This window comes from Rhodococcus sp. IEGM 1409 (assembly GCF_030056735.1).
GTDB lineage: Bacteria > Actinomycetota > Actinomycetes > Mycobacteriales > Mycobacteriaceae > Rhodococcus_F.
The window spans coordinates 260,699-276,346 of sequence record NZ_JASHKN010000004.1 but is presented as its reverse complement, the minus strand read 5'-3'; the positions used below and the strand labels follow the sequence as shown (position 1 = coordinate 276,346).

12 protein-coding genes are annotated in these 15,648 nt (G+C 63.4%); 5 read left to right on the top strand and 7 right to left on the bottom strand.

Translation table 11 applies throughout. The features are described from left to right. Positions 1–56: 56 nt before the first annotated feature. From QM716_RS14010 to QM716_RS13990, 5 genes are all read right to left on the bottom strand, one after another. Entirely contained in the window at positions 57–1,037 is a 981-nt protein-coding gene (locus QM716_RS14010; protein WP_283304676.1) for a VWA domain-containing protein, read from the bottom strand. Further along, a complete protein-coding gene (locus QM716_RS14005) occupies positions 1,034–2,026 on the bottom strand; it encodes a DUF58 domain-containing protein (RefSeq protein WP_283304675.1) in 993 nt (330 codons plus the stop codon). The genes QM716_RS14010 and QM716_RS14005 overlap by 4 nt, the downstream gene beginning before the upstream one ends. Further along, on the bottom strand, positions 2,023–3,219 hold the full coding sequence (locus QM716_RS14000; RefSeq protein ID WP_502942039.1) for an AAA family ATPase: 1,197 nt from the start codon (positions 3,217–3,219) through the stop codon (positions 2,023–2,025). Before QM716_RS14000 ends, QM716_RS14005 begins: the two co-directional genes overlap by 4 nt. Positions 3,220–3,371: 152 nt before the next feature. Next, on the bottom strand, positions 3,372–4,934 hold the full coding sequence (locus QM716_RS13995) for an NlpC/P60 family protein (protein WP_283304837.1): 1,563 nt from the start codon (positions 4,932–4,934) through the stop codon (positions 3,372–3,374). 450 nt (positions 4,935–5,384) lie between these two features. Next, positions 5,385–5,975 carry an Rv1476 family membrane protein gene (locus QM716_RS13990; RefSeq protein WP_283304674.1) on the bottom strand — a complete coding sequence of 197 codons (591 nt, stop codon included), beginning with the start codon at positions 5,973–5,975 and terminating at the stop codon, positions 5,385–5,387. A gap of 455 nt (positions 5,976–6,430) precedes the next feature. Here QM716_RS13990 and acnA point away from each other — a divergent pair, with 455 nt between their 5' ends. Together acnA and QM716_RS13980 are read left to right on the top strand one after the other, a co-directional pair. After that, positions 6,431–9,232, top strand: coding sequence for an aconitate hydratase AcnA (gene acnA / locus QM716_RS13985; RefSeq protein ID WP_283304673.1), 2,802 nt, complete (start codon positions 6,431–6,433; stop codon positions 9,230–9,232). Positions 9,233–9,333: 101 nt separating this feature from the next. Then, positions 9,334–9,900, top strand: coding sequence for a TetR/AcrR family transcriptional regulator (locus QM716_RS13980; protein ID WP_214886600.1), 567 nt, complete (start codon positions 9,334–9,336; stop codon positions 9,898–9,900). 60 nt (positions 9,901–9,960) lie between these two features. Here the strand turns inward: QM716_RS13980 and QM716_RS13975 are convergent, their stop codons facing one another. Further along, positions 9,961–11,592, bottom strand: coding sequence for an ABC-F family ATP-binding cassette domain-containing protein (locus QM716_RS13975; RefSeq protein WP_283304672.1), 1,632 nt, complete (start codon positions 11,590–11,592; stop codon positions 9,961–9,963). 129 nt (positions 11,593–11,721) lie between these two features. Here QM716_RS13975 and QM716_RS13970 point away from each other — a divergent pair, with 129 nt between their 5' ends. Both QM716_RS13970 and QM716_RS13965 read left to right on the top strand, forming a co-directional pair. Beyond that, positions 11,722–12,507: an SDR family oxidoreductase gene (locus tag QM716_RS13970; protein ID WP_283304671.1), complete on the top strand. Its 786-nt coding sequence runs from the start codon at positions 11,722–11,724 to the stop codon at positions 12,505–12,507. Positions 12,508–12,533: 26 nt separating this feature from the next. After that, the gene (locus QM716_RS13965; RefSeq protein ID WP_283304670.1) at positions 12,534–13,664 is read left to right on the top strand and encodes a lycopene cyclase family protein; all 1,131 of its coding nucleotides are present in this window, start codon (positions 12,534–12,536) and stop codon (positions 13,662–13,664) included. 14 nt (positions 13,665–13,678) lie between these two features. Here the strand turns inward: QM716_RS13965 and QM716_RS13960 are convergent, their stop codons facing one another. Next, positions 13,679–14,650 (bottom strand): alpha/beta hydrolase, encoded by a 972-nt coding sequence (locus tag QM716_RS13960; RefSeq protein WP_283304669.1) that lies wholly within the window; start codon positions 14,648–14,650, stop codon positions 13,679–13,681. Positions 14,651–14,799: 149 nt separating this feature from the next. On the opposite strand from QM716_RS13960, the gene ku reads away from it, so the two are divergent. Then, positions 14,800–15,648, top strand: coding sequence for a non-homologous end joining protein Ku (gene ku / locus QM716_RS13955; protein ID WP_502942038.1), 849 nt, complete (start codon positions 14,800–14,802; stop codon positions 15,646–15,648).

The window sequence follows — 15,648 nt, the reverse complement described above, 5'->3', positions numbered from 1 at the left end:
CAATTCTCTGCGGGCCGCGTACCAGCGGTATTTGGACAATTCGGAACTGCTCTCGATCAAGGCAGACGCTGCCTGCGTACCAGGGCAATCGTCAGACCAGCGGTCGCGAATACGACGCCGAGGATCAACCATGGTCGACTCGCGTCGCCTCGAGTCGTCTCGAAACCGATCTGCTCTTCGAGCGTGTCGTACACCTGGCGTAGTTCTTCCAGGCTCGATGCCGTGAAGAAGCTTCCGCCGGACAGGTTGGCGATCTCCTTCAGTGACGGGTCGTCGACCGGGACGGGGATTCGGTCCCCTTCGATCTCGACGCGTCCGTATGTCGTTCCGAAGGAAATGGTCGAGATCGGAACGCCCTTGTCCTTGGCTTGACGGGCAGCGGTGAATCCGCCCCGCGGATCATCCGGGTTCTCGGGAACAGTCTGCTTACCGTCGGACAGCAACACGATGCGCGCCGGAGGCGCCTGATCGCTACCACCGAGAACAGCCGACAGCGTGTCGATCGACTGCAACGAGGTGAAGATCGCTTCGCCCGTCGCCGTCCGCTCACTGAGCTTGAGGTTGTCGATGGCGACCTTTGTCGCGTCACGATTCGTGGTGGGCGACACCAGAACCGAAGCTGTTCCGGCAAATGCGACCAACCCGAGGTTGATTCCAGGAGTCAAGCCGTCGGCAAACGACTTAGCTGCTTCCTGTGCTGCTGCCAAACGCGTCGGCTCGACGTCGGTGGCCTGCATCGACAGCGACACGTCGATCACGAGGATCACGGTGGCGCGGTTTCGCGGGACCTTCTTGTCTGCCGTCGGACCGGCGAGCGCGACGGTGAAGAACACCAACGCAACGACCATCAGAATCGCCGGAATATGACGCCACCGCCCGGGCCGCGAAGGCGCGACCTTCTCCAGTAGCGCGAAGTTCGTGAACCGAAGTGTGTGCTTTTCACGCTGCTTCTGGACAAAAACGTAACCGACGACCAACGCGGCGATGACAGCGAGGAACAGCAGCCACCACGGTGCGGTGAATTGAGAAAGACTCACGAACGAACGCCCCCAGTTCCGGCGCCGGCACCATAACTGTGGCGGCGTGCCGAGATGAATCTCACGACGTCGGCGATCCAGTCCCTGTCGGTGTGCAGGGACATCAGCGGTGCGCCGCAACGACGTAGAGCTTGTCGGACCTCGACGCGGTGCTCAGCGGCGACTCTGGCGAAGTCGGCTCGCAGTTGCGGCGTCGTGGAGAATTCTCTCGTCCGACCTGACTCCGGATCGTGGAGCACCACGTCGCCGACGTCGGGCAGTTCGAGGTCGCGCGGATCGACTACTTCGACGCCGAGCACGTCGTGCCGTCCCGAAATGGCGCGCAGCGAGCGTTCCCAGTCGATCGGCCCGAGGAAGTCACTGATGACCACCGCGAGTCCGCGCCGACGCTGTGGGCGTCTGAGCGCTTCGATCGCACCGACCAGATCGCCACGCACCCCGTCTGGAGCGTGCGGGGTCGTCGCGATCTTGCGAAGCATCGCCTGTGCGTGAATTCGCCCGCCACGGGCCGGAATTCGTGTTGTCTGTGCGCCCGTCGAGATGATGGCGCCCACGCGATTACCTCCCGAACTGGTCAGGTGGGTGATCGCTGCGGCCGCCGCGACAACCAGGTCGCGCTTCTCGCATCCGGCCGTCCCGAAATCGAGACTTGCGGACAGGTCGATGACAAGCCACGTCTCGAGCTCACGATCTGCGACCGACTGACGCACGTGCGGGTGCGTCGTTCGGGCGGTGACGGACCAATCCATCTGCCGCACGTCGTCGCCCGGCTGATATTCACGAGCGTCCCCCGGTTCCGAACCCGGTCCAGGAATCAGACCGAGGTGGTCGCCGTGCAGCACACCGTCGAGGCGGCGACGAACCGTCAGTTCGAGGGTGCGCAGCGCAGCGGTGAGTTTGGGATCACTGAGTTCGCCGGATCGGAACGACGGCGGAGAACCGGTGGATCCGGCGGGTGTCGCCTGGCCACCGTCGCGGCCTTCGGTCACTGCGGGCGACTCATCGTCTCAGCGGTCGCGATCGGCGCGCCGTTGCCCTGTGGATTGGCCATGCCCTGCGGATTAGCTGTGCCCTGTGCGTTGAACTGCGGTGCTTGCGGTGCGCCCGGCTGGGGCGGGCCGGGAACGGTGGGAACCGGCCGCGCGGCGATCTGCGGCAGTCCGACGGTCTGCAGTACCCGGGCGATGACGGCGTCGGGAGTCACCTCGTCGGCCATGGCGTCGTAAGAGAGAACGAGGCGGTGGCGCAACACGTCCGGGATCACTTCGATGACGTCCTGCGGCACGACGTAGTCGCGGCCTCGGACGAGAGCGAGGGCCCGCGACGCAGCGATAATGCCGAGCGTCGCGCGGGGTGAGGCACCGTAGGCGATCCAGCCTGCGACATCCTCGAGTCCGACCTCACGCGGCGTGCGCGTGGCGGCGATGACCCGGACCACGTAGTCGACGAGCGCGTGGTGGACGAAGACGTTGCTGGCGACGCGTTGGAGCCTGACCAACTCCTCCGGACCGAGGATCTGGTGCGGCTCCGGGGCTGCGACACCCATCCGGTAGACGATTTCGCGTTCTTCCTCCACCGTCGGGTAGTCGACGAGGATTTTGAACAGGAAGCGGTCGCGCTGCGCTTCGGGGAGCGGATAGACACCCTCGTTCTCGATGGGGTTCTGCGTCGCCATCACCAGGAAAGGATCGGGCATGTGGTAACGCTTGCCACCGATCGAGACGTGACGTTCGGCCATCACCTCGAGGAGCGCGGACTGCACCTTGGCCGGGGCGCGGTTGATCTCGTCGGCCAGGACGAAGTTCGCGACGACTGGTCCGAGTTCGGTGTCGAACTCCTCGCGGCCCTGACGGTAGATGCGCGTACCGATGAGGTCGGTGGGCACCAGGTCCGGGGTGAACTGCACGCGAGAGAAGGAACCGCCGACGACCTTCGCGAAAGTCTCGACGGCCAGCGTCTTCGCGACACCGGGGACGCCCTCGAGGAGGACGTGGCCCTTGGCCAGGAGACCGACGAGAATGCGCTCGACAAGCCGGTCCTGCCCGACGATGACTCGCTTGACCTCGTAGATCGCTCGTTCCAAGGTCTGAACGTCGGCTGTCAGTGAAGGTGCTGCTCCGTCCGCACTTCCGCCCGCCTTGCTTACGTCGACCGTTCCGACCGAATCTTCACGTGAGGTCACCAAGAATCCATCGCTTTCACCTAGAAAAGTACCGACAGTAACGTGTTCCCCGTCAACTATTCCAGGTAGTTGCGCTCGATGCCGTAACACCACGTCGGGAACTTGATACTTCTCCTGACAAAGCGGGCGTCCGCGACAATTTACTCTGACGGTCAGGACACCAGTCGGACGGCGTACGGCGTCATTCCGCCCCAGCGAACCGGGGAGACCATGACACTCGAACCGGATTGTGGTGCCTCGAGCATCTGCCCGTTACCGAGGTAGAGCGCCACGTGCTGGCTGGCATTGGGGCCGTAGAAGATCATGTCGCCGCGCTTCATCTCCGAAGACGGAACCTGCGTGCCCGCGGTGTACTGATAGCCGGTGTAGTGCGGCAGCGAGATCCCGATGCCGGCAAAGGCGTAGATCATCAAGCCCGAGCAGTCGAACCCGACTTTGTTGAAGTCGCCGTAACTGTCAGCGACGCCGCCGTCACGGATGCCTCGCGTCGGACCGTTCTCGTCGCCGCCGCCCCAGGCGTACTGCACGCCTAGCTGAGACATTCCGCGGTCGATGATGGATTCGATTGCAGCGCTTCCGGTAACGGAAGGCTTCGGTGTAGTGGGCTTCGGCGTGGTGGGCTTCGGCGTCGTCGGCTTGGGCGTGGTGGGCTTGGGTGTAGTGACCGTTTCCTCGTCGGTGCCGGTCTCTTCGTCCGTGCCTGTTTCTTCGTCGGTCCCGGTTTCTTCGTCGGTCCAGGTGTCGTCGTCGTCCGGGATGACGGTCGGAGTCGGGTCTTCGACCGCGGTGTGCGGACGCTGGGCTGCTGCCAGTGCTGCAGCTCGATCCTTGGCGGCCTGGTCGGCAGCTGCACGGGCGGCGGCCTGAGCGGCGGCTTCCTTGGCAGCGGCTTCGAGGGCCGCCTGATGAGCTTCCTCGGCGCGGCGCTGTTCGTCCCACGTCGCGTACGCCTGGCGTTGCCCCTGCAAGCCGGCGACGGCGTTGCGGGCGGCGTCGAGTTGAGCCTGAGCGGAGTTGCGCTCGGCTTCGATCGAGGCCTTCTTGGCTACCTGCTGATCGAGGGCGTTGCGCGCGATCTGAATCGCTTGCTCGGCCAGATCCTTCAGTTGTGCGGCGACCTCGGCTGCGGCGTCGGCCTGCTGCTTTGCCTGGCGGGTGGCGGAGTCCTTGTTCGCCTGCTCGGTACGTGCTCGTTGGAGACCGTCGAGCACTGTGCTCTGTGTATTGGCGAGAAGTTTGAGGACCTGGGCACGGTCGAGAACGTCGCCCGGGCCTTTGGCGTCGAGGAACGACGAGATCGACGCGGTGTTCGTGCCCTTGACGTAGCTCGAGCGTGCGTACTTGTCGAAGTCCGTCTGAGCGACCTCGATCTGCGCCGATGCGTCCTTCAGAGCTTGTTTGGTGACTCCGACGGCCTGCGCTGCGGAGTCTGCGGCGCCGCGAGCGTTCTGCAGATCCACGAGAGTCTTGTTGACGTCTTCACGTTTGATCGCGACTTCGTTGTCGAGCGCCGACAACTGTTCGTTGGCTGATGCGACTTGATTGATGAGCGCGCTTACGGTGCCGACGCTCGACGAGACCTGCGAATCGGCCGCGGCGATGTCCGAGTCACTCGGATTCGGTGGCGGCGGCGGTACGGCCGAGGACATGGCGGGCGTTCCGACGATCAGGGATCCGACGACGCCGAATCCGATGACCAGTTGCGCCAGGCGCATCGACTTACGGGAAGGACCACGACGGGACTGGCCGCCACGTGTTACTTGCCTCACAAATAACTCTCCCTCGCGTGTAACGCCACGTCCCGCTGGGTCGCGATCCGTGCGGGGAGGGAATGCGCAGACCAAGCACCGGTCGCCTGCAGCCCGAGAGCTGCTCGTCGACCTGGACGTGCCGTAAGAACGCCACCGCCGATACCTCGAGAACAAGGCAACCGACAAGTACGCGTCGAACAACATCAGCCTGTCTGCGACACTTCTTCCCCAAAAAGTGCCAGTTGTACCGTACGACACTCAAGCGTTCTTTGGAAACTTTAGCCACAAATAACACAATCGGTATTTGAGCTGGTCGAATGGCATGCAGGCACCAAAAAGGGCAGGTACTCACCGCAAACAGCGGTGAGTACCTGTTTTCGACGAGTTACTGAAAATCTTGCAAAAGGACCAAGGTCAGACGGAATCGGCCCGGTGGTCGGAAGATGTCGCAATCTCTGAAGCAGAAGCGATATGTCTGGTTTGCGTGCTTTCCGGAAGTCGCCGCCACTTGATGGCAAAGGTAATTCCGGCAATTACCGCCACCACGGCGATGACGAGAACCGTGTAAAGCGTCCACGGCGGACCCGGCGCCACGATCTCGTGCGAGAAACGGCCCGCGGTCACACTCGCACTCTCACCGAGAGATCGGTCTTGCGCAGTTTCGAGTTGCACGCGAGAGATCGAGTCGCTGTAGCTGCCCATCCAGTTCGGGCTCAGAACAAGGACCGTTCCGCCTTCGGTTTCGCCGACCGTCGTGGCCAGGTCTCGAAGATCGGACGGGCGGCCGGGATTCGCATCGACGACAACGACACTCAAGTCGACACCACGTTCGCGAGCGTCGGTCACCACCGCGGTCAGCCCCGCAACTTCTGACTCGGGGGCGGAGACGCCGTCCGTCGAGAGATCCGCGAGTACGTCGTCGAGATCGACGTCCGATGGAACAGCGGCGTGCGACGGGGACTTCACGTGTACAGGCGCGAAAGCGTGATTGGTAGGAGCAGACATCTCTCATCCGGGTGCTGTTCGGATTCCGTCCACCGCTGAGATGCGGGGAGTTGGTCCGAGGTCGTTTTTCGGCGGCCGACCCGCGACGGGCCTGCATGCACCCTACTTCAGGTCGCCTGCCACCCGGCGTCACACACAACCGCCGCGCGTGCCGCCCGAGCAGGAACTGTGGGTGCGGTCACCCAGCCAAGCCTGCGTTGCGCAGGCCCGCAGTCTGCACGAAGATTGTTTCGGTCAACTTGCCCTGAATTCTCACAGGACAAGCGTACTGTTAGACTTGGACCGAGAGGTACCACCGGTCAGGACAGTTTCTACTGCAGCTCCGATGTTCGGACAGTTCTCACGCGAACTGTGCGATTGGCGTGAGCTACGGAGGATCTACCAGCCGAAGTACCTCGCTTCAGCTGCCGACACAGCCCCGTCGGTAGCGACCCTCATAGACGAGTGGAGCAGACGTGAGCACCAGTATCGATTCATTCGGAGCCAAGGGAACCCTCGAGGTCGGTGAGAACTCTTACGAGATCTTCCGCCTCTCGGCCGTCCCCGGCACCGAGAAATTGCCCTATTCCTTGAAGGTTCTCGCCGAGAACCTTCTCCGCACCGAAGACGGTGCCAACATCACCGCGGATCACATCCGCGCCATCTCGAGCTGGGATCCCTCAGCTGAGCCGAGCATCGAAATCCAGTTCACGCCGGCCCGCGTGATCATGCAGGACTTCACCGGCGTTCCTTGCATCGTCGACCTCGCCACCATGCGTGAGGCCGTCACCACCCTCGGCGGCGACCCGAACAAGGTCAACCCACTCTCCCCCGCCGACATGGTCATCGACCACTCGGTCATCCTCGACGTCTTCGGCCAGGCTGACGCACTCGAGCGCAACGTCGATCTCGAATACGAGCGCAACGGCGAGCGTTACCAGTTCCTCCGTTGGGGCCAGGGCGCATTCGACGACTTCAAGGTCGTCCCCCCGGGAATGGGAATCGTTCACCAGGTCAACATCGAGTACCTGGCTCCCACCGTCATGTCCCGTAACGGCCAGGCCTACCCCGACACCTGCGTCGGCACCGACTCGCACACCACGATGGTCAACGGCCTCGGCGTGCTCGGCTGGGGCGTCGGCGGCATCGAGGCCGAGGCAGCAATGCTCGGCCAGCCCGTCTCCATGCTGATCCCCCGCGTCGTCGGCTTCAAGCTCTCCGGTGAGATCAAGCCCGGCGTCACCGCGACCGACGTCGTGCTGACCGCAACCGAGATGCTCCGTAAGCACGGAGTCGTCGGCAAGTTCGTCGAGTTCTACGGCAAGGGCGTCGCCGAGGTTCCGCTGGCGAACCGCGCAACGCTGGGCAACATGAGCCCCGAATTCGGTTCCACCGCAGCGATCTTCCCGATCGACGAAGAGACGATCAACTACCTGCGCCTCACTGGCCGCAGCGACGAGCAGCTCGCTCTCGTCGAGGCGTACGCCAAGGAACAGGGCCTGTGGCACAACCCCGACAAGGAACCCGTCTTCTCGGAGTACATCGAGCTGGATCTGGGAACCGTTGTTCCCTCGATCGCCGGCCCGAAGCGCCCGCAGGACCGAATCCTGTTGTCGGAGTCCAAGACTGCGTTCCGCAAGGACATCCACAACTACGTGGAAGAGAACTACCCGACCGAGCACACCCAGCTCGACGAGGCAGTCGAGGAATCCTTCCCGGCTTCCGACCCCGCAGTTCTGTCGTTTGCCGACGACGGAGCGGTCGACGTTCTCTCCGCTGCCAACGGTGCAGAAGGCCGTCCGAGCAAGCCGGTTGTCGTCAAGTCCGACGCGGGTGAGTTCGTTCTCGACCACGGTGCCGTCGTTGTTGCCGGCATCACGTCCTGCACCAACACGTCCAACCCGTCAGTCATGCTCGGCGCTGCACTGCTCGCACGCAACGCCGTCGAAAAGGGCCTTGCCACCAAGCCGTGGGTGAAGACCAACATGGCTCCCGGTTCGCAGGTCGTCACCGATTACTACGAGAAGGCCGGCCTGTGGCCGTACCTCGAGAAGCTCGGCTACTACCTCGGCGGTTACGGCTGCACCACATGCATCGGTAACACCGGACCGCTGCCCGAGGCAGTCTCCAAGGCGATCAACGACAACGACCTCTCGGTCACCGCGGTGCTCTCGGGTAACCGTAACTTCGAGGGACGTATCTCCCCCGACGTCAAGATGAACTACTTGGCTTCCCCGCCGCTCGTGATTGCCTACGGCCTCGCGGGAACCATGGACTTCGACTTCGAGACCGACTCGCTCGGTAACGACACCGACGGAAACCCCGTCTACCTCAAGGACATCTGGCCGTCCACGCAGGAGATCGAAGAGACCATCAAGTCCTCGATCGACCAGGACATGTTCCGCAAGTCGTACGCAACCATCTTCGCGGGCGATCACCGCTGGCAGAACCTCGAAACCCCGGAGGGTGACACCTTCGAGTGGGACGTGAACTCCACCTACGTGCGGAAGCCACCCTACTTCGACGGCATGACGATGGATCCGGCTCCGGTCAAGGACATCAAGGGCGCCCGCGTCCTCGCGCTGCTCGGCGACTCGGTCACCACCGACCACATCAGCCCGGCAGGTCCGATCAAGGTCGGTACCCCCGCTGCGCAGTACCTCGACTCTCACGGCGTCGAGCGTGCGGATTACAACTCGCTCGGCTCGCGTCGCGGTAACCACGAGGTCATGATTCGCGGAACATTCGCGAACATCCGCCTGCGCAACCAGCTCCTCGACGACGTCTCCGGTGGTTACACCCGCGACTTCACGCAGGAAGGCGCACCGCAGGCATTCATCTACGACGCGTCGCAGAACTACCAGGCAGCCGGCATCCCGCTGGTCGTCCTGGGCGGCAAGGAGTATGGCTCCGGATCCTCGCGTGACTGGGCAGCCAAGGGCACCAGCCTGCTCGGCGTCAAGGCCGTCATCACCGAGTCGTTCGAGCGCATCCACCGCTCCAACCTCATCGGCATGGGCGTTGTCCCGCTGCAGTTCCCGGTCGGCGAGTCCGCAGGTTCGCTCAAGCTCGACGGCACCGAGACCTTCGACATCGAAGGCGTCGAGAAGCTCAACGAGGGCGTCACCCCGAAGACCATGAAGGTCACGGCGACGCGCGAGAACGGCGAGAAGGTCGTGTTCGACGCAGTCGTACGCATCGATACCCCCGGCGAAGCGGATTACTACCGCAACGGTGGCATCCTGCAGTACGTGCTTCGCAACATGATCCGGGGCTAGTCAACCGAGCCCTGCTCTAACCCACGTGGCGGACTCAGCGAGGTGCTGAGTCCGCCACGTGCGTTCAGAGCACGAAGAAAGCGCGAGACGAGGACAACAACGTGCCCAAGGTCAGTGAAGACCATCTCGCGGCACGGCGCAGTCAGATCCTTGACGGCGCCCGCCGCTGCTTTGCGGAATACGGCTACGACGGCGCCACAGTTCGCCGTCTCGAAGAAGTCACCGGTTTGTCCCGGGGAGCGATCTTTCATCACTTCAAGGACAAGGACGGCTTGTTCCTCGCGCTTGCCAGCGAGGATGCGAGCCGGATGGCAGATGTCGTCGCCGAAGAGGGCCTCGTCCAGGTCATGCGGGACATGCTCGCGCAGCCCGATCAATTCGATTGGCTGGGAACGCGACTGGAGATAGCGCGTCGACTGCGCAACGACGCCGATTTCCGTGAGAAATGGTCGCAGCGCTCCGCAGAACTGACGGAAGCGACCAGTGCGCGCCTCGCCCGACAGAAATCGGCGGGCCGGCTCCGTGACGACGTTCCCACCGAAATCCTGATCGGGTATCTGGATCTGGTGATGGACGGCCTGGTCGCGAGAATCGCCTCCGGCCACGGCGTCGACAACCTTTCGGCTGTTCTCGACCTGGTCGAAGAATCGGTGCGGCGACGGGATTGAGGGGCTTCGCCCCTGTGAGTGGTTAGGGAGTGCGGGGACTACCTAACCACTCACAGGGGGTTAGGCGAGCTGGATCAGCTCGAGGTACTCCTGCGACCAGTGGTCCTCGTTGCCGTCGGGCAGGAGGATGACGCGCTCGGGGTTGAGTGCCTCGGCAGCGCCCGGATCGTGAGTGACCAGGACGACGGCGCCGGTGTAGCTGCGGAGCGCGTCGAGCACCTGCTCGCGTGAGATCGGGTCCAGGTTGTTGGTGGGCTCGTCGAGAAGCAGAACATTGGCAGCCGAAGACACCAGGCCGGCCAGAGCCAGACGCGTCTTCTCACCACCCGAGAGCGTTCCGGCCGGCTGCTCGAGCTGCGGGCCGGTGAACATGAAGGCACCGAGCAGCGACCGCAGTTCCTGCTCCCCCGTATCCGGCGCGGCGTGGCGGATGTTCTCCCACACGGACGCGTCGTCGTCGAGGGTGTCGTGCTCCTGAGCGAAGTATCCGACCTTTAGTCCGTGACCGGAAATCAGCTCACCCGCGTCCGCCTTCTCCGCGCCCGCGAGGATGCGGAGAAGTGTGGTCTTACCCGCACCGTTGAGTCCGAGAATGACAACACGCGACCCACGATCGATCGCGAGATCAACACCGGTGAAGATCTCGAGCGAGCCGTACACCTTGGTGAGGTTCTTGCCCATCAGCGGAGTCTTGCCACACGCTGCGGGTTCGGGGAAACGAATCCGCGCCACCTTGTCCGAGACGCGTTCGGCATCGAGGTTCGCCATCAACTTGTCGGCTCGCTTCGCCATGTTCTGCGCGGCGACGGCCTTGGTTGCCTTTGCGCCCATCTTCGCAGCCTGAATCCTCAGCGCACCGGCCTTCTTCTCGGCGTTGGCGCGCTCGCGACGACGACGCTGCTCGTCCGTGGCGCGCGCGTCGAGGTACTTCTTCCAGTTCATGTTGTAGACGTCGGCCTCACCGCGGACGGCATCGAGGAACCACACGCGGTTGACGACGTCGTTGAGCAGGTCGACGTCGTGGCTGATGACCACCAGTCCACCCTCGTGGTTCTGGAGGAATCCACGCAGCCAGGTGATGGAGTCGGCGTCGAGGTGGTTGGTGGGCTCGTCGAGGAGCAGTGTCGTGTCCGAGCGGGCACCGCTGCCGTCGGAGGCGGCGAAGAGGATTCGCGCCAATTCGACGCGACGACGCTGACCACCGGACAGCGTGCTGAGCGGCTGCCCGAGGATACGGTCTTCAAGGCCGAGGCTGCTGGTGATACGTGCGGCTTCACTCTCGGCTTCGTATCCGCCGAGGGCCGAGAACCGGTCCTCGAGCTGGCCGTACTTCTTGACGGCGCGATCCTGGGATTCCTGATCGAGCACCTCGCCCATCAGGATCTGCTGCTTCTCCATCTCGCGAAGCATCGTGTCGAGACCTCGCGCGGAGAGCACCCGGTCCTTGGCGAGGATGCTCAGGTCACCCTCCTTGGGGTCCTGAGGGAGGTATCCGAGTTCACCGGTGCGTACGACGCTTCCCGCGTATGCCTCACCTTCACCGGCCAGGATGCGCAGTGTGGTCGTCTTTCCGGCTCCGTTACGTCCGACGAGTCCGATCCGGTCGCCCGGCTGGATGCGCAGCGAGGGCCCGGGAGCCGTGAGAAGGGTGCGGACACCGGCACGAACTTCGAGGTCAGTGGCGGTAATCAAGCAAACTCCTCAGGAAAAACGACGAATACGGGTAAACAATGCCTGACTTCAGACACAAGAACTATCGATTTTACCGTGACCTGACGGTCGTTCCGACCAGCAGCGTGTGAGTCCGCTAACGTTCGGGACATGACTAGCGAAAACAGCACTCGTACTCGCGACCTCGAAGGCCGCGCCGCCATCGTCACCGGCGCAAGTCGCGGAATCGGCAAAGCTGTCGCCGCCGAGCTCCTCTCGCGCGGCGCCGACGTCTTGATCACCGCCCGCAAGCCGGAGCCCCTCGAAGCCGCCGCAACAGAACTGTCCGCCCTGGGACACGGCGGAAAGGTCGTCGCATTCGCGGGCAACGCTGCCGATACAGAAGCCCGCTCCGGCGCCGTCGACCGCGCCGTCTCCGAGTTCGGTTCGCTCGACATTCTGGTCAACAACACCGGGATCAATCCGGTCTTCGGTTCGCTCATGGAGGCGGACCTCGACGCTGTGCGCAAGATCTTCGACGTGAATGTGGTTGCCGCCCTCGGTTACGTCCAACAAGCGCATCGGGCGTGGATGGGCGAACACGGTGGAGCCGTCGTGAACCTGGCCAGTGTGGCGGGGATCCGATCGACGGGCGTCATCGCGGCATACGGCGCGTCGAAGGCTGCGCTCATCCGTTTGACGGAAGAACTGGCCTGGCAACTGGGACCGAACATTCGTGTCAATGCCGTAGCTCCGGGGATCGTCAAGACTCAGTTCGCGGCAGCCCTGGTCGCTGCCGGCGAGGACAAGGCGTCGGCGGGCTACCCGATGAAACGACTCGGCACCCCCGCAGACGTTGCCGGCCTGGTCGGCTTCCTCGTCTCCGACGCGGCGGCGTGGATCACCGGCGAAACCGTGCGGGTCGACGGCGGGCTGCTCGCAACGGGATCGATGTAGCTCGCGGGCACACGAAGACGCCGCTCATGAAGACACACGGTTCCTCCGCGGACGTCGTGATCGTCGGCGGAGGCCCGGCGGGGCGGGCGCTTGCCACCCGCTGTCTCGCCAGGCAACTCACCGTCGTAGTCGTCGATCCACACCCCCGCCGGATGTGGACTCCGACGTATTCGGCATGGGCGGACGAGTTGCCGTCGTGGCTGCCGGACCAGGTGATCGCGAGCCGGATTCAACGTCCGAGCGTGTGGACCAACGGACAGAAAACGCTTGATCGCGCATATTGCGTATTGAATACATCATTGCTGCAATCATTTCTCTCTGGTGCTTCCATGCAGTTCAGAGCATTGCGCGCTCAAACACTGTCCCCCACTACCGTCGTGTGCGTGGACGGATCGCAGCTGACGGGATCCATCGTCGTCGACGCCAGAGGCACCGATCTGACGGTGACAACCGCGCAGCAGACCGCCTTCGGACTGATCGTGGACCGCGCCCTGGCAGCTCCGATTCTGGGCGGCAACGAAGCCTGGTTCATGGACTGGCGAAGAGACAACGGCACTTCCGACGCCGACGCCTCGTCGTTCCTCTATGCGGTCCCACTCGACGACGACAGAGTCCTCCTCGAAGAGACCTGCCTCGTCGGCCGGCCGGCGTTGGGGCTCCGCGAACTCGAAGCACGTCTGCGCACCCGACTTCACAATCGGGGCTGCGAAGTCCCCGACGACGCGCCGGTCGAGCGAGTCCGTTTTGCGGTCGAAGGCCCAAGGGGATCCTCACCGGACGGCATCCTCCGGTTCGGCGGGCGAGGCGGTCTGATGCATCCGGGAACTGGATACAGCGTTGCCTCCTCACTCGCCGAGGCAGACGCTGTCGCGAAAGCAATCGCCGACGATGGGTATCCGAACGCGGCACTCTGGCCACGCTCGGCCAGGGCGGTGTCCGCCCTTCGCCGCGTTGGCCTGAACGCACTTCTCACCCTCGACCCGACTGAGGTCGCGACATTCTTCGACAAGTTCTTCGATCTACCGGTCGAGGCTCAGCGGTCCTACCTGTCCGATCGGCGGGACGCGTCCGCGACGGCGAAGGTGATGGCAACACTGTTCCGGACATCACCGTGGCACGTCCGAAAGACGTTGATGCGCGCGCCGTTTCTGCGGTGAGCAATCTGCACCGACTACTGCGCGCCCATCGAACTGGCGATCATCGGCCAGGAATTGTGCAGGTCGTCCTGCCAGTAACCCCACGAGTGCGTTCCGGTCGGCTTGAAGTCGAAGGTCGCGGGGATGCCCAGAGCGTTCAGTCGGTCCGCCAATCCGTGCGTGCACCCGTTGACCGCGGATTCGATGATGCCGCCGACGATGATCTGATTCAGGAGCGCTCCGGGATTTCCGTTCACATCGGGTGCCTGAAGGTTTTCGTGTGGACCTGGCAGCCCGGAACCGGTGGAGACGTACAGTTCGGTTCCTCGCAGTTTCTCCGCGTTCACGACGGGATCGTTCTCGCGCCATCCCGGACCGTCGAACGGTCCCCACATGTTTGTCGGATCAGCGCCTCCCCGCGCGCCGACTACCAGCCGCACGTAGTCCTGCCCTGGCTGGGTGGAGGTCTCCGCGCATCCGCTGTAGGCACCGACACTGCGGTAGAGCCCCGGCGCCGCAATCGCGAGGTTGAGAACCGAGGTCGCCGTCATCGAGATCGCCGCGATGGAGTTGACCCCGTTGGTGCCGAACTGCGCGTCGATCACCGGCGGTAGTTCGCGGGTGAGAAATGTCTGCCACTTGTTGCGTCCGAGTGCGGGATCGTCTTTCTGCCAGTCGGTGTAGTAGCTGAACGCTCCTTCCAAAGGCGTCACGACATTGACGTTTTTGTCGGCGAAGAACTCCAGGACATCCGTCCGTCCTTCCCACGTTGCACTGTCCTCGCCACCACCGGCGCCGTTGAGCAGATACAGCGTCGGGCGTGGGGCGCTGGTGTCGGCGGGAAGGATCACCTCGAGTGGTATGTCGCGGTCCATCGCATCCGAATGAACGGTGACCGCGACGGTGCGTGCCTGATCGGCTGTTGCGGGCCAAGGTGCGAACAGCAGTGGAAGTAGTGAAATCACCTGCGCAGCGGTGACGCGTCGACGGTAGGTTCGGATACTCATCGGAGCGGGCCCCCAGGTGTGCGAGTCGGATTCTCGGAGCGGATACCCGCTCGCTGTACCCCGAACCTGCCCACCCGGACGCAACGGTTCGGGATCAACCGAGAGCGTTTGCCTCGCGCAAACGGCCGGCGGCGACCATCATGGGAGACATGCGCTCGATTTGGAAAGGCTCGATAGCCTTCGGTCTGGTCAACGTTCCGGTCAAGGTGTACTCGGCGACCGAGGACCACGACATCCGATTTCACCAGGTCCATGCAAAAGACGGTGGTCGCATCAAGTACAACCGCGTGTGTTCCGAGTGCGGAAACACGGTTCAGTTCGCGGACATCGACAAGGCGTACGACTCGGAGGACGGATCACGGGTCATCCTGAGCGACGAGGACTTCAACAAGCTCCCGGCCGCCGAGAAGCACGAGATTCCGGTGCTGGAATTTGTGCCGAACGATCAGATCGATCCGATCTTGTTCGAGAAGAGTTACTTCCTCGAACCGGATTCGGCATCGCCGAAGGCGTACGTCCTGCTCTCGACTGTGCTTACCGAGAGTGATCGAACAGCACTCGTGCATTTCACGCTGCGCCAGAAGACGCGGCTGGCCGCGATGCGCGCTCGCGACGGCGTCCTCGTGATCCAGACGTTGCTGTGGCCCGACGAAGTTCGCGCGGCAGAGTTCCCTTCGCTCGACGACGTGGAGAAGCCGAAGGTCAAGGAACTGAAGATGGCACAGACGCTCGTCGAGAGCATGGCGGGCGACTTCGATCCGACCGAGTTCACCGACGATTACCAACTCCAACTGCGGCAGTTGCTCGACGAGATGATCGAGAACGGCGGCAAGAAGGTCATCCCTGCCGCCGAGGTCGATCAGGAAGGCACCGACGCCGAAGTGGTCGACCTGGTTGCCGCACTCCAGCGCAGTGTGGACGAAGCCAAGTCGAACGCAAGCAAAACCTCTGCCGGCAAAACGAGTGGAAGCAAGGCGCGAGCGAAGAAGCACGCCTGA

Bases quoted from the DNA above. Each gene is read 5' to 3' on its own strand.
- QM716_RS13960 (WP_283304669.1), bottom strand. From the start codon at position 14,650: ATGAGTATCCGAACCTACCGTCGACGCGTCACCGCTGCGCAGGTGATT.
- ku (WP_502942038.1), top strand. From the start codon at position 14,800: ATGCGCTCGATTTGGAAAGGCTCGATAGCCTTCGGTCTGGTCAACGTT.
- QM716_RS13965 (WP_283304670.1), top strand. From the start codon at position 12,534: ATGAAGACACACGGTTCCTCCGCGGACGTCGTGATCGTCGGCGGAGGC.
- QM716_RS13970 (WP_283304671.1), top strand. From the start codon at position 11,722: ATGACTAGCGAAAACAGCACTCGTACTCGCGACCTCGAAGGCCGCGCC.
- QM716_RS13990 (WP_283304674.1), bottom strand. From the start codon at position 5,975: ATGTCTGCTCCTACCAATCACGCTTTCGCGCCTGTACACGTGAAGTCC.
- QM716_RS13995 (WP_283304837.1), bottom strand. From the start codon at position 4,934: ATGCGCCTGGCGCAACTGGTCATCGGATTCGGCGTCGTCGGATCCCTG.